At 45.1% G+C, this 15,327-nt stretch carries 11 protein-coding genes; 6 read left to right on the top strand and 5 right to left on the bottom strand.

Translation table 11 applies throughout. The features are described 5' to 3' along the window. Positions 1-150: 150 nt before the first annotated feature. Positions 151-420 (bottom strand): hypothetical protein, encoded by a 270-nt coding sequence (locus tag V7K21_RS12295; RefSeq protein ID WP_335174542.1) that lies wholly within the window; start codon positions 418-420, stop codon positions 151-153. Between the two features lie 109 nt (positions 421-529). Between V7K21_RS12295 and V7K21_RS12290 the strand changes: the two genes are divergently transcribed. The 5 genes from V7K21_RS12290 to V7K21_RS12270 all read left to right on the top strand — a co-directional run bounded on the left by V7K21_RS12290 (position 530) and on the right by V7K21_RS12270 (position 11,940). Next, positions 530-901, top strand: a complete 372-nt coding sequence (locus V7K21_RS12290) for a hypothetical protein (RefSeq protein ID WP_335174540.1) — start codon at positions 530-532, stop codon at positions 899-901. Between the two features lie 407 nt (positions 902-1,308). After that, on the top strand, positions 1,309-7,950 hold the full coding sequence (locus V7K21_RS12285) for a HAMP domain-containing protein (RefSeq protein ID WP_335174538.1): 6,642 nt from the start codon (positions 1,309-1,311) through the stop codon (positions 7,948-7,950). 18 nt (positions 7,951-7,968) lie between these two features. Next, positions 7,969-8,946, top strand: a complete 978-nt coding sequence (locus V7K21_RS12280; protein WP_335174536.1) for an SDR family NAD(P)-dependent oxidoreductase — start codon at positions 7,969-7,971, stop codon at positions 8,944-8,946. 27 nt (positions 8,947-8,973) lie between these two features. Further along, on the top strand, positions 8,974-9,300 hold the full coding sequence (locus tag V7K21_RS12275) for a hypothetical protein (RefSeq protein ID WP_335174534.1): 327 nt from the start codon (positions 8,974-8,976) through the stop codon (positions 9,298-9,300). Positions 9,301-9,672: 372 nt separating this feature from the next. Next, positions 9,673-11,940: a cation:proton antiporter domain-containing protein gene (locus V7K21_RS12270; protein ID WP_335174531.1), complete on the top strand. Its 2,268-nt coding sequence runs from the start codon at positions 9,673-9,675 to the stop codon at positions 11,938-11,940. A 117-nt stretch (positions 11,941-12,057) separates the two neighbouring features. On the opposite strand, the gene V7K21_RS12265 is transcribed toward V7K21_RS12270, so the two are convergent. Beyond that, positions 12,058-12,279 carry an Hfq-related RNA-binding protein gene (locus tag V7K21_RS12265; protein ID WP_335174529.1) on the bottom strand — a complete coding sequence of 74 codons (222 nt, stop codon included), beginning with the start codon at positions 12,277-12,279 and terminating at the stop codon, positions 12,058-12,060. Positions 12,280-12,348: 69 nt separating this feature from the next. On the opposite strand from V7K21_RS12265, the gene dapF reads away from it, so the two are divergent. Next, on the top strand, positions 12,349-13,188 hold the full coding sequence (dapF, locus tag V7K21_RS12260) for a diaminopimelate epimerase (protein WP_335174527.1): 840 nt from the start codon (positions 12,349-12,351) through the stop codon (positions 13,186-13,188). Here the strand turns inward: dapF and V7K21_RS12255 are convergent. The 3 genes from V7K21_RS12255 to ada form a co-directional block, all read right to left on the bottom strand. Then, a complete protein-coding gene (locus V7K21_RS12255; RefSeq protein ID WP_335174525.1) occupies positions 13,172-13,852 on the bottom strand; it encodes a DNA-3-methyladenine glycosylase family protein in 681 nt (226 codons plus the stop codon). The two genes, dapF and V7K21_RS12255, sit on opposite strands and share 17 nt — an antisense overlap. A gap of 57 nt (positions 13,853-13,909) precedes the next feature. Next, on the bottom strand, positions 13,910-14,110 hold the full coding sequence (locus tag V7K21_RS12250) for a hypothetical protein (RefSeq protein ID WP_335174523.1): 201 nt from the start codon (positions 14,108-14,110) through the stop codon (positions 13,910-13,912). 102 nt (positions 14,111-14,212) lie between these two features. Beyond that, a complete protein-coding gene (ada, locus tag V7K21_RS12245) occupies positions 14,213-15,286 on the bottom strand; it encodes a bifunctional DNA-binding transcriptional regulator/O6-methylguanine-DNA methyltransferase Ada (RefSeq protein ID WP_335174521.1) in 1,074 nt (357 codons plus the stop codon). Positions 15,287-15,327: the final 41 nt, after the last annotated feature.

Here is a 15,327-nt window from a genome sequence, read left to right as displayed (position 1 = left end):
ACTACCCTAGCTACCGAGAAACTGCTACAAGAGAATCTGGGTTTTGGGATTTGCGATACAGCGCACATCCGAAGCCTGCGGGCATTGCGCCCCTGAGTTGTAGTAATGACATACTTATAAATTTTCCCACCTACCTACTTACAGCTATTTTCAACTAAATAGCTCACGCACTCTTGGGTACAGCATTGCTGTGCCCCTACAACAGATGTGGTTCAAATACTTGAATTCTGCTGTAATTGTATCGACTGACAATGCGATTGTATCGACTGACAATGCCATTGTATCGGCTGACAATGCGATTGTATCGGCTGACAATGCCATTGTATCGACTGACAATGCCATTGTATCGACTGACAATGCGATTGTATCGGCTAACAATGCGATCGCATCGACTGACAATGCCATTGCATCGACTTGCAAAAATTAACCCACGTTTCCTTAACTTTGTTCTATCTAAAAATCTCATTTACTGTTACTTTTTTTGTTCTAATGGGCACATTAAACTTATCCATTAAAACAGTATGCATATATGCCTACCCAAGATAAAACCCGCCGTTTGCCCTCTCAATCAATTAGTCAAGATATTACTTCATTACACGGTTTGCAAACTGTCAGTACCTATGATACAACCCGTGCTGATGCCTCTGTAGCAAACTTACTGCAAGCTTATCAGGATATGTTGATGCAGCAACAAGCCGAAACCGAAAAACTAACTTTATACCGTGCTGCTACCGATTCTGCACGATTAGCAGAATGGGAATTTCACAATGCTATATTAGCCATGAAAGAAGTAATCCGCGGACAATATGGCTCAGATAGCGACGAAGCCCAAGCGGTTGGATTAAAGAAAAAATCAGAGCGCAAGCGTCCTGCTCGTAAAAAGTCAGTTGCGATGGCGTAACCGCCCGCTGGAACGTAAGTTAATCAACAATAATAAAAAAGACGCAGTAAACCCGCCTAAAGCGCTGGTTCACTGCGTCTTTTTTCGTAACAACAAGCTCTACTAGCAGAGATACTACACAAACCCCATAGCAAACTTCCCTCCTGCCCCCTACCCCTTGCCTTTCCCCCGTTATGATTAGAAGTTAGTATTGCATTATGGGTGCAAACCGGAATATAGAGTAACGAATTGCTTTGAGAAAACCTTTTTCATGACTTACGCAAAATTATGAAAAAACGAACCGCGTTCGCGTAGCGTCTCGTAGAGAAGGACGCAAAGGACACGAAGGAATAAGAGTTTCAGAGAGTTATTGCGTAAGTCCTATTTTTTAAACACGAAAACTTAGTAAATTCTTTAGAAATAAGGCTATGGCAACCGAACAGTTAACTAGAGACAGCGACAATCTAGATTTAAATCAGCTACTAAGAACGCTGAATGCTGTTAAACAGGGTGACTTCTCAGCTCGGATGCCCATAGACTATACTGGTGTGGCGGGGAAAATAGCTGACACGCTCAATGATATTATTAATCAAAATCAGCGGATGGCGGCAGAGTTACAACGAATTGGTAATGTTGTCGGCAAAGAAGGCAAAATTGCCGATCGCGCCTCTCTAGGAGATGCTCGTGGTTCGTGGTCAGATTGTGTTACTTCTGTCAATACTCTAATTACAGATTTAGTTCAACCAACAGCAGAAACTACTCGGGTAATTCGGTCAGTTGCCAATGGTGACTTATCGCAAACGATCGCCACAGAAATTGATGGCAAACCTCTGCAAGGTGAGTTTCTCCAAACTGCTAATATTGTCAACACGATGGTAGATCGGCTCGGTTCTTTTGCATCGGAAGTAACGCGGGTTGCGCGTGAGGTGGGAACTGAAGGGAAGTTGGGTGTCCAAGCCGAAGTGCGAGGTGTTGCTGGCACTTGGAAAGATTTGACTGATAGCGTTAACTTGATGGCGGGTAATCTCACCGGACAAGTTCGCAACATTGCCGAAGTTGCCACTGCGATCGCTAACGGTGACTTATCCAAAAAAATCACTGTGAATGTGAAAGGCGAAATTCTGGAACTCAAAAACACTGTCAACACGATGGTGGATCAGCTTAATTCTTTTGCATCGGAAGTGACAAGAGTTGCGCGTGAGGTGGGAACTGAAGGGAAATTAGGTGTGCAAGCCGAAGTTAAAGGAGTTGCAGGGACTTGGAAGGATCTCACAGACAACGTTAACTTAATGGCAGGGAATTTAACCGCCCAAGTCCGTAACATTGCGGAAGTGACAACGGCAGTAGCAAACGGTGATTTGTCTAAGAAAATCACTGTTAATGTCAAAGGCGAAATTTTAGAGTTGAAAAACACCGTCAACATCATGGTGGATCAACTTAATTCCTTTGCATCAGAAGTAACAAGGGTTGCGCGTGAGGTGGGTGCAGAAGGCAAATTAGGTGGTCAAGCAGAAGTTCGGGGAGTAGCGGGTACTTGGAAAGACCTTACCGATAGTGTGAATTTCATGGCGGGAAGCTTGACGGCACAAGTGCGGAATATTGCGGAAGTTACCACGGCTGTGGCGAATGGCGACTTATCTAAGAAAATTACTGTCGATGTTAAAGGCGAAATACTGGAGTTGAAAAACACCGTCAACATCATGGTGGATCAACTTAATTCCTTTGCATCGGAAGTAACAAGAGTTGCGCGTGAGGTGGGAACTGAAGGAAAATTGGGCGTGCAAGCGCAAGTGCAAGGAGTCGCGGGGACTTGGAAAGATTTAACTGACAACGTTAACTTAATGGCAGGTAATCTCACCGGACAGGTGCGAAATATTGCCGAAGTTGCCACTGCGATCGCAAATGGTGATCTATCTAAAAAAATCACCGTCGATGTCAAAGGTGAAATTCTGGAACTGAAGAATACCATCAATATAATGGTGGATCAACTTAGTTCCTTTGCATCGGAAGTCACACGAGTTGCGCGTGAAGTGGGCAGTGAAGGTAAACTGGGTGTGCAAGCAGATGTCAAAGGTGTCGCTGGCACTTGGAAAGATTTAACTGACAGCGTAAACTTCATGGCGGGAAGTTTAACGGCACAGGTGCGAAACATTGCGGAAGTGACTACTGCTGTAGCAACAGGCGACTTATCCAAGAAAATCACTGTCAATGTCAAAGGTGAAATTCTAGAACTCAAAAACACCATCAACACAATGGTGGATCAACTCAATTCCTTTGCATCAGAAGTAACAAGGGTTGCGCGTGAGGTGGGGAGTGAAGGTAAACTGGGCGTGCAAGCAGAAGTGCGCGGTGTGGCTGGCACTTGGAAAGATTTAACTGATAGTGTGAATTTAATGGCGGGAAGTTTAACAGCGCAGGTGCGGAATATTGCCGAAGTAACTACCGCCGTTGCAACAGGCGACCTTTCTAAGAAAATCACTGTCAATGTCAAAGGTGAAATTCTGGAGTTGAAAAATACCATCAACACGATGGTAGATCAACTCAGTTCCTTTGCATCGGAAGTAACAAGAGTCGCCCGTGAAGTGGGAACTGAAGGTAAATTGGGTGTGCAAGCGGAAGTTAGAGGAGTGGCAGGTACTTGGAAAGACTTGACCGACAACGTAAATTTAATGGCGGGGAACCTCACCGACCAAGTGCGAAACATTGCCGAAGTTGCAACTGCGATCGCAAATGGTGATTTATCTAAGAAAATTACTGTTGTTGTCAAAGGCGAGATTCTGGAACTCAAGAATACTATCAATATAATGGTGGATCAACTCAACTCTTTTGCAAGTGAAGTGACGCGGGTGGCGCGTGAGGTGGGAAGTGAAGGTAAGTTGGGTGTGCAAGCCGATGTCAAGGGTGTGGCTGGCACTTGGAAAGATTTAACTGATAGCGTGAACTTCATGGCGGGAAGTTTAACGGCACAGGTGCGAAACATTGCCGCCGTCACCACCGCTGTAGCTAATGGCGACTTATCTAAGAAAATCTCCGTTGATGTCAAAGGTGAAATTTTAGAGTTGAAGAACACCGTCAACACAATGGTGGATCAACTAAATTCCTTTGCAAGTGAAGTTACAAGAGTTGCCCGTGAGGTGGGAACTGAAGGTAAGCTGGGTGTGCAAGCGGAAGTTAAAGGTGTCGCCGGCACTTGGAAGGATCTCACCGACAGTGTAAACTTTATGGCGGGAAGTTTGACGGCGCAAGTGCGAAACATTGCCGAAGTTACCACAGCTGTAGCGAATGGCGACCTTTCCAAGAAAATCACTGTCAATGTTAAAGGCGAAATTCTAGAACTTAAAAACACCATCAACACAATGGTGGATCAGCTAAATTCCTTTGCATCAGAAGTTACAAGGGTGGCCCGTGAGGTGGGAACCGAAGGTAAATTGGGCGTACAAGCCTACGTCAGAGGAGTTGCAGGCACTTGGAAAGATTTGACAGACAACGTTAACTCGATGGCGGGGAACTTAACGGCCCAAGTTCGCAACATCGCGGAAGTTACAAAAGCGGTAGCTAATGGCGACTTATCCAAGAAAATTACTGTCGATGCCAGAGGCGAAATTTTAGACTTGAAGAATACCACCAATACAATGGTTGATCAACTAAGTTCCTTTGCAAGTGAAGTAACGCGGGTGGCGCGGGAAGTGGGAACTGAAGGGAAGTTGGGCGGACAAGCGCAAGTCAAAGGTGTTGCAGGGACTTGGAAAGATTTAACAGACAACGTTAACTCGATGGCGGGGAACTTAACAGCCCAAGTGCGCGGTATTGCCAGAGTTGTAACGGCGGTTGCTAACGGTGACTTAAAACGCAAACTGATGTTAGATGCCAAGGGAGAAATAGAAACTTTGGCAGAGACAATTAACGAAATGATTGATACCTTAGCGACGTTTGCCAATCAAGTAACCACAGTAGCAAGAGAAGTGGGAATCGAAGGGAAGTTGGGCGGACAAGCGAGAGTACCTGGGGCGGCTGGAACTTGGAAAGATTTGACAGATAACGTTAACGAACTTGCTGCGACACTTACCACCCAGTTGCGATCGCTGGCAGAAGTTGCGACAGCTGTAACTAAGGGCGATTTAACTCGTTCAATTGCCGTCGAGGCACTAGGGGAAGTTGCCATCCTCAAAGACAACATCAACCAGATGATTGCTAACCTGCGGGAAACAACGCAGAAAAACACCGAACAAGATTGGTTGAAAACTAACTTAGCCAAGTTTACCCGAATGCTCCAAGGGCAGCGAGACTTGGAAACTGTATCTAAACTAATTCTCTCAGAACTTACTCCTTTGGTAGGAGCGCAACACGGCGTATTCTTCCTCATGGAACATGGGGAAAATACACCGTATTTGAAACTAATTAGTAGCTACGCTTACCGCGAACGCAGACATTTGGCTAACCGCTTCCACTTGGGTGAAGGTTTGGTGGGACAATGCGCTTTAGAAAAAGAACGAATACTGCTGACGGAAGTACCAAGTGATTATGTGAGAATTTCCTCTGGTTTAGGAGAAGCCACGCCACTTAATGCCGTGGTGTTACCTGTAGTTTTTGAAGGACAGGTGACAGCAGTCATAGAATTAGCTTCATTTCGCCGCTTTAGCGAAATTCATCTGACATTCTTCGACCAACTTACCGAAAGTATCGCGATCGTCCTGAACACGATCGCAGCATCGATGCGAACTGAAGAATTACTCAAGCAGTCGCAATCTTTGGCTGAAGAACTCCAAACCCAGCAAAGCGAACTCCGCCAAACCAACCAGCGCTTAGAACAACAAGCCCAATCCCTCAAAGCCTCCGAGGATTTACTCAAAGGACAGCAAGAGGAACTGCAACAAACCAATGCTGAGTTAGAAGAAAAGGCAGAGTTGTTAGCTACGCAGAAGAAAGAAGTCGAGCGCAAAAATCGGGAAATTGAACAAGCAAGACTCTCTTTAGAAGACAAGGCTGAACAACTCACCCTCTCCTCAAAATACAAATCAGAATTTCTCGCCAACATGTCCCATGAACTGCGGACACCGCTGAACAGCTTGTTAATTTTGGCGAAGTTGTTGGCAGATAACATTGATCACAACCTCACCACCAAGCAAGTTGAATACAGCCAGACAATTTACTCAGCAGGTACTGATTTGTTGACGTTAATCAATGACATTCTGGATCTCGCTAAAATTGAATCTGGAACTATGTCAATTGACATGACCCAAATGCTGTTAGCAGAGTTGGGCGAACAGACTGAGCGCACCTTCCGAGAAATAGCTCAAAGCAAAAGACTTGGCTTTGCAATTGAATTTACTCCAGAATTGCCAATCAGCATCGATACAGATGTCAAACGCTTACAACAGGTGTTGAAAAATCTCCTCTCCAACGCTTTTAAATTTACAGAGCATGGGGAGGTACGCTTAAAGATTGCGGTGGCAAAGCAGGGATGGAGCAACGACCAGAAAACTTTAAATAGCGCCCAGCTTGTGATTGCCTTCTCAGTCAGCGATACAGGCATTGGCATTGCCCCCGACAAGCAAAAAGTGATTTTTGAGGCATTTCAGCAAGCCGATGGCTCTACCAGTCGGAGATACGGCGGTACTGGATTGGGCTTATCAATTAGCCGCGAAATCGCCCATCTCTTTGGTGGCGAAATTAAATTAGTCAGTCAACGCGGTCAAGGTAGCACGTTTACGTTCTACTTACCACAATTGAGTCAACAGTCAAAAGTCCATAGTCAAGAGTCTACATTAATATTTCCCACTCCCTACTTAGCCCAGGCTAAACCAGAGCTATCCGCTAACAGCACTCAGCCCCGGCTAAATCAGAGCTATCCGCTAACAGCAGGTTTAAATGACGATCGCACTACTATTGGCATAGGCGATCGCGTGTTGTTAATCATCGAAGATGACATTAACTTTGCGCGTATCCTCATAGAAATGGCGCAACAGCAAGGATTCAAAGTAATCACTGCCCAAAACGGCGGTACAGGTTTGACACTAGCGCAACAATTCCTGCCTTCAGCCATTTTGTTAGATATTAGGTTACCAGAAATGGATGGTTGGACGGTATTGGATCGCTTGAAACATGACCAAAACACGCGTCACATTCCTGTACATATTATGAGCGTTGAGGAAGGGAGACAACGCGGTTTGCAACTAGGAGCGATCGCATATCTGCAAAAGCCTTTAACCAGCGAGACAATATCCCAAGCGTTGACTAAAATTAAAGGTTTTGTTGAGCGCCAGGTGAAAAATTTGTTAGTCGTCGAAGATGACGACACTCAACGGCATAGTATTGTTGAGCTAATTGGCAACAGCGATGTTTCTACTACTGCTGTTGGCACAGGTGTAGAGGCGCTAGAAGCCATCCGCACCAAGCATTTTGATTGCTTAGTTCTCGATTTAGGACTATCTGACATGACTGGGTTTGAACTGATCGAGCAGATAAAGCTTCTACCTAACGGCAAAACATTACCAATTATTGTCTACACAGGTAGAGAAATTAGCAAAGCTCAAGAAACGGAACTCAGGCGGATTGCCGAAACAATCATCATTAAAGATGTGCGATCGCCCGAACGTCTCCTTGATGAAACAGCATTGTTTTTACACCGAGTCCAAGCAAATTTACCTGCACCCAAGCGAGAAATACTCGAACAACTGCATTCACAAGACTACTTACTCACTGGCAAAAAAGCGCTAATTATAGACGACGATATGCGTAATATCTTCGCGCTTACCAGTATGTTGGAGCGTTATCAAATACAAGTTTTATATGCTGAAAACGGCAGAGAGGGTATCGCCCTGTTAGAAACTACACCAGATATTGATGTGGTTTTGATGGACGTAATGATGCCAGAAATGGATGGTTACGAAACAACACGCGTAATCCGCCAAAACGATCAATTTAAATCTTTGCCGATTATTGCACTCACCGCTAAAGCCATGCAAGGCGATCGCGAGAAGTGTATTGAAGCCGGTGCATCCGATTACATCACCAAACCTGTAGATACTGAACAACTGCTTTCACTATTGCGTGTTTGGCTATACCGTTAACCGCAGAGAACAGCGATCATGAAACATCTTGAAGATAGAGTGGCATTGGTAACAGGTGCTACGCGGGGAATTGGTAGGGGAATTGCTATTGGCTTGGCTGAGGCTGGTGCAACTGTATACGTCACCGGCCGCAGCCTTAACAACTCTTCCAATGATGCGGTTTTTGGGAGTCTTAGTGAAACCCAATCAGCCATAGAAGAAGTCGGTGGTGTATGCATTCCCGTGCAAGTAGACCACAGCGACGATCAACAGGTGCGTTTACTGTTTGAGCGCATCCAAGATGAGCAGGATAGACAACTCGACCTACTGGTTAACAATGCTTACTCAGGAGTTCAGGCAGTTAAAGACGCCTATGGGCAGCCCTTTTGGGATTGTGAACCAAGTATTTGGGATGCTAGCAACAACGTTGGTCTTCGTAGCCACTATGTTGCGAGTGTTTTTGCTAGCCGAATGATGATCAGGCGGAACTCTGGACTAATTTGCACCATTTCCTCGTGGGCTGGGATGTCTTATCTCTTTAATACAGCATACGGTGTTGGTAAAGCAGCTTGCGATCGCCTAGCAGCTAATATGGCTGTTGAACTCAAACCCCATAATGTCGCTTCTGTTTCAATTTGGCCAGGTATTGTTGGTACTGAGCATATTTCCCGGATGGCGTCTGAAGTCAGCCAAACAAATACTACTGACCAGAGAAACTCATTTTTAAGTGACCGTTATAACTGGGAAACTCCGTTATTCACTGGACGAGCGATCGCTGCACTTGCTGGCGATCCAAATATCATGCGTCGTACAGGACGCTTGCAAATTGTTGCCGAACTGGCTAACCAATATGGAATTGTCGATGAAAATGGCGATCGGCCTGCGTCGTTACGCTCTCTGCGTTTTGTGCTACCGACTGCATTACCTGTACTGAAAAAGTACTCATGGCTCATACCTGATATTAAAGTGCCGTGGTCACTACTACTACTAAATGCCCTTAGCTCACCTAAAATTTAATCGACATTGGGGGTGGGGTATCCACCTTTGATACTTGTAAACGAGTCTTTTAGCTGCATTGATCCACCTTTAATACTCGTGAACGAGTCTTTTAGCTGCGTTGATCCACCTTTGATACTCGTGAACGAGTCTTTTAGCTGCGTTGATCCACCTTTGATACTCGTGAACGAGTCTTTTAGCTGCATTGATCCACCTTTGATACTCGTGAACGAGTCTTTTAGCTGCATTGATCCACCTTTGATACTCGTGAACAAGTCTTTTAGCTCCATTGATCCACCTTTGATACTCGTGAACGAGTCTTTGAAAGCCAGTCTAGAACAAGCTTTTAGAGATTATCTCGTTCCCAGTCTCTGACTGGGAATGCCTAATGTGAGGCTCCGCCTCCCTAACTCGCGGCAGAGCTACAATGATCAGCATTTCCAGCCAGAGGCTCTTAACGAGGTTTTAAAGAGATTTGAGCTTAAGTTGACACCAATAAGCAATGCCTACCCCTACAGCACGGGTCTATTTACCATCTCAGATGATTAAATCAAAGTTGGAAACGACCTATTTCGGTAAACGCATACCATGATTAATTTGTACAGTGCGTAAGTCCTACAATAAAAACTCCAATTGCCGCCTTCAAAATAATCAAATTTTGTCGCACCTTCACTAAACAAACGGTTTGAGAACATAAAACTTTGTATCCTGAATTAATAGGTCTTAATTAATAGTTCTTTTAAACTGGTGCAAGAAGATTTTAGGCTAATTGTTGATTTAGTTTTAGTTCTAGGAGTTGCAGCCTGTGGCGGACTGTTGGCAGCACTTTTGCGACAACCCGTGCTGCTAGGTTATCTCATTGGCGGGATGATCATTGGGCCAGCCGGACTGGGACTGATTAAAGAACTTATTCAAGTAGAGACTCTGGCACAGTTCGGGGTTGCCTTTTTGTTATTCGCCTTGGGTGTGGAATTTTCCTTTGGAGAACTCAAAAAGGTAAAAGCGATTGCTCTTGGCGGAGGTGGACTCCAGATTGCTTTGACGATTTTGATCACAGTTGTGGTATGCGGGTTAACCGGAGCCTGGGGAGCCTTACCTGCTAAGGGGATGTTTTTGGGGTGTATTCTGTCCTTGTCTTCCACGGCGGTTGTCCTCAAGTGCTTAATGGAAGATAACGAAACAGAAACGCCCCACGGGCAAGTTATGCTAGGGATTCTGGTAGTACAGGACTTGGCACTAGGACTGATGTTAGCAGTCTTACCAGCCCTTAATCAACCACCAGAAACTATTGGCATCACCGTGCTAACAGCACTACTGTGGATTGGTTTATTTGCCGCCGGGGCAGTAGCTGCTGGGATTTGGGTGATACCACCTTTGTTGCAACTGTTAGCCCGTACCGAAAGCAGAGAACTATTTTTATTAGGGGTTGTAGCTCTATGTTTGGGCATTGCTCTGTTGACAGAGCATTTGGGGCTGTCGATTGAAATGGGGGCATTTGTCGCAGGTTTGATGATTTCTGAGGTGGAGTACGCCGATCAAACCCTGACTTATGTCGAACCCTTGCGAGATATCTTTGCCAGTTTATTTTTTGCCGCCATTGGGATGTTAATCGACCCAGTGTTTTTGTGGAACAACCTAGAATTGATTTTGGTGTTAGTGGCAATAGTTTTCGTAGGGAAATTTTTGATTATCACCCCCCTAGTAAAGCTGTTTGGCTACCCTTTGAAAACAGCCATAATCGCTGGTTTGGGACTGGCGCAAATTGGGGAATTTTCCTTTGTCCTCGCTAGTGAAGGGCAGGCATTGGGGCTGGTGTCCCGACAAATATACTTATTAATTTTGGGAACCACAGCAGTTACTCTCATGCTTACTCCCTTTGTCCTGCGGCTAGTACCATTTTTATTTAACTTTGCCGAATCAATGCCCTGGTTGAAACTGTATTTAGAAGAACAAGAGGCGCGGGATGTGTCGGAAGATTTGCCCTTCAAAAACCATGTGGTAGTCTGTGGCTATGGGCAAGTTGGCAAAAATTTAGTAAAGTTGTTGCTGCAACATCACCTGCCTGTGGTAGTAATTGACCAATCAGAAAGTAGAATTCAGCAGTTGCGTGAGATGGGTGTGTCTTATGTCTATGGCAATTGCGTGAGTTTACATGTTCTGGAAACTGCTGGTGTGAATCATGCCAAAGGAATGGCGATCGCACTCCCAGATCCAATGAGTAGCCGTCTTTGCTTGAAACGCGCTTTGGAATTGTGCCCAGAATTAGATTTGGTTGTCCGTGCTACCCAGGATAAAAATATTGAGGTGCTGTATCAATTGGGAGCTAGAGAAGTTGTGCAACCAGAGTTTGAAGCCAGCTTAGAAATGGCAACTCATTTATTAACTGGCTTAGGCTTGGTGTCGCCAGCTGTCGTCCAACGGGAAATGCAGCAAATCCGCAACGATCATTATTTAGATTTGCGCCCACAGCGTTCTGCTACTGAAGTTGCTCGTGATTTGCGCCAAGCAACCCGCGATTTAAATCAGCGCTGGTATCCTCTCCCATCTGCTTCGCCTTTAATTGGCATGAGCGTAGCAGAAGCAGATATGCGCTACTTAACAGGAGCGAGTTTGATGGCAATTCGCCGCGCTAACGGGGATGAAATCGATTATCCCAATAATCAAACCAAATTGGAAGAAGGCGATCGCTTGCTGATTGTGGGAGCAGATGAAGAACTAGCAGCTTTGGCAGAGTTAGCTAAAGGACAAGCTGTTGTTCCTGGAGAAAATAGTGCTTGTCAGTGGATTACAGTTAATGCAGATACGCCAACGATAGGTAAAACCCTTAGAGATTTAGATATCGGCAAGCAATTTGGAGTACAGGTACAGGCAATCCGGCGAGATGGCAAGTTTATCCGCTATCCTGATGGCGGCATGGACTTGCAAGTTAGCGACCAAGTATTATTATGCGGTGGCTTGACAGGTCTGAGTCAACTAGAACAGTTATTTGCGATCGCCAGTAGAGTTAGGAGTTAGAAGTTTAGATGTTTGAAATTTTACAGCAGAATTCAAGTATTTGAACCACATCTGTTGTAGGGAACATTGCTGTGCCCGTAGAGCGTGGTCTATTTACCTGAAAATAGCTGTAACTCCTCACTCACTTATTTTCGGTTTAATATAAGCGATCGCTTGTTTCCAAACAGTGGTTTGCTGACTGTTTTCATCAGCAATACAGATACAGTGTGGATCTTGCCATAAAACCCTCCCTGTTACCACATCGCCAGTCAGCAACTTAAATTCTACTGGTATTGTTTGTTTAATCAGATTTTGGACTTGTCTAATACTAGGCAAAGTGGTGTCAAGTTCGGTAAGCATTTTTAGTAAAGATGAACCTACGAGGCAAAATAAAGAGTAACTTATCTTTGATAATTCATCCTTGAGCAAATGGCAATCGAATTTACTAAGTATCATGGTCTGGGCAACGACTTTATTCTGATTGACAATCGCTCGTCATCTTTGCCTGTAGTGACCCCAGAGCAAGCCATCAAGTTGTGCGATCGCCACTTTGGTATCGGTGCTGATGGTGTAATTTTTGCCCTCCCTGGAGAAAACGGTACTGACTACACCATGCGGATTTTTAATTCCGATGGTTCCGAACCAGAAATGTGTGGCAATGGCATTCGCTGTTTAGCTGGCTTTTTAGCAGACTTGGAAGGCGAATCCCGGAATAAAGACTCATATCGCATTCATACTTTGGGTGGTGTAATGACTCCCCAACTCATATCTAATGGTCTAGTGAAGGTGGATATGGGTTTACCCAGGTTACTCGCTGTTGAAATTCCCACCACCCTTACACCCGCCCAAGAAAAAGTAATTTTTCAGCCGTTGGAGGTGGCGGGGAAAACTTGGGATGTCACTTGTGTAAGTATGGGAAATCCCCACTGCATTACCTTTGTAGATGATGTAGCAGCAATTGAGCTAGAAACCATTGGCCCGAAATTTGAGCATCACTCAGTTTTTCCCCAACGCATAAATACCGAATTTATCCAAGTGGTACGCCGTGACTATTTGAAAATGCGGGTGTGGGAACGGGGTGCTGGGATTACATTAGCTTGTGGTACTGGTGCTTGTGCTTCCTTGGTAGCTGGAGTGTTAACCGGGAAATGCGATCGCACTGCCACTATAGAATTACCAGGTGGTCCCTTGCAAATTGAATGGTCAGAAATCGACCAACGGGTTTACATGACAGGCCCGGCTGAGAAAGTATTCACGGGTAAACTGTAACCGACTTAGCAGTGGCATTACTCAAGTAGTAGTGCCATAAAAGTCTTGCAGCAACTGCACGCCACGGTCGCCAGTGCTGTGTCATTGCTTCTAGTTGAACTGGTGTTGGCCGCGTCGCCAATCCTTTGAGTTTTTGTAAAGCGATCGCGATCGCTAAATCGCCTTTGGGAAAGACATCAGGTCTTTGCAGCGCCATTAGCAAGTAAATATCAACTGTCCAGTCTCCTATCCCTTTGAGACACTTTAACTCAGTTCTGATCGCAGTTTCATCCATTTTTTCCAACTTACTGAGGTCAAGCTGACCACTTGCGATCGCATCTGCCAACCCACGACAGTATAGAATCTTTTGCCGACTAAATCCAATTCCTCTCAATTGAACATCATCCAATCTCAGAAAATTTTCTGGCGTCAGCGTTACAACAACCCCACATAGTCGGGTAAATATAGCCTTTGCAGCTGCTACGGAAACTTGCTGTTCCAGAATTATGCACAACAACGTTGCAAAACCCGGTTCTCTTGACCATATAGGTGGAGGCCCCAGTGTCTCTAAAATCCGAGCCAAATCGCTATCGAGATTGGCAAGCACCATTAAACCACGGGTGAGATTTTCTTCAGTCAAAGATTCTAGTTCAGGTGTTTGAGCGGCTGTTTCTTCCAATGTCATGTTTGATAAATTGCGATCAAAAAAGGGACTGGGGACTCGTTCATCTCTCTCAAATACTCATTCATCCACCTTGGAACTCCGTTCATCCATCTCAGAACTCCGTTCATCCATCTCAGAACTCCGTTCATCCATCTCAGAACTCCGTTCATCCATCTCAGAACTCCGTTCATCCATCTCAGAACTCCATTCATCCATCTCAGAACTCCGTTCATCCACCTTGGAACTCCGTTCATCCACCTCAGAACTCCGTTCATCCATCTCAAATACTCATTCATCCACCTCAGAACTCCGTTCATCTGTCTCAAATACTCATTCATCCACCTCAGAACCTCAAACTTTTCAATACCCAGTCCCTAATACTCAGTATTGCGTGCAGCGTGACTCTTGTATGAGCAGTTTTTGTTTGCGCTCAATCCCCCAGTGATAACCACCAACACTGCCATCACTCCGCAGGACACGGTGACACGGTACAATCAGCGCTATCGGATTAGCTCCACAAGCATTACCCACCGCGCGGACTGCCTGGGGTTTGGCAATATCACGCGCAATATCAGTATAGGTACGGGTTTGGCCATAGGGAATTTTCTGTAATGCTTGCCAAACCTGTTTCTGAAATGCTGTCCCACGGACATCAAGTGGCAAATCAAGATGTGCTTTACCTCCTCCAATAAAGTCGAGGATTGCCTGTATCCATTCCTTGTGTGTCTGGTCATCACGCATAATCTGCGCTTGGTGAAATTCCTTGATCAAAGTGTGTTCAAGTTTGTCTGCTTCATCACCTAGTTTAACGGCACAGATACCCTTTTCTGTTGTTGCCACAAGCAAATATCCTAGTGGACATGGAGCGATCGCATAGACAATGCTGATTGTCTTTCCAGCTTGTTGGTAAATCTTTGGTGTCATTCCCAGTTGCTTAGGTGCTTTCTCATACAGTTGACTACTTGAACCATACCCCGTGTCGTAAACTGCATGAGCAATTTCCTCGCCTGATTGAAGACGCTGTTTCAATCGTTGGCCACGCAGTGCATCTGCATATTGAAAAGGGGATACGCCAATTATTTGCTTGAATATCTTTTGCAGATAACTGGGACTCATTCCCACCTGAGAGCATAGTTCCGAGAGGGTTGGAATGTGATCAACTTGTGCTTCAATAAATCGACATGCTGCTAAAACTTTGGACTTAGCCGGATTTGGAACTTTTTCAAATTGTGGCTGACATCGCTTACAAGGTCGAAAACCTGCAATTTCAGCCTCTTGTGCCGACTCGAAAAAACAAACTTGATTGCGATTCGGTCTGCGACTAGGGCAAATCGGTCGGCAATAAACGCCTGTAGAGCGAACACCGTAGAAAAGCTTGCCGTCAATTGTCGAGTCTCGATTGAGAACTGCTTCCCAAAGAGTTTCTTTCAAAACTGGTGTCTGTTGTAATTGCATTTATATCTCCTTGGATGTATTGCAAGGTATCCACTCTAAAA

Source organism: Nostoc sp., assembly GCF_036919595.1.
Taxonomy (GTDB): domain Bacteria; phylum Cyanobacteriota; class Cyanobacteriia; order Cyanobacteriales; family Nostocaceae; genus Nostoc.
The sequence above is the reverse complement of the archived record's forward strand: the minus strand, read 5'-3'. Positions and strand labels throughout refer to the sequence as shown.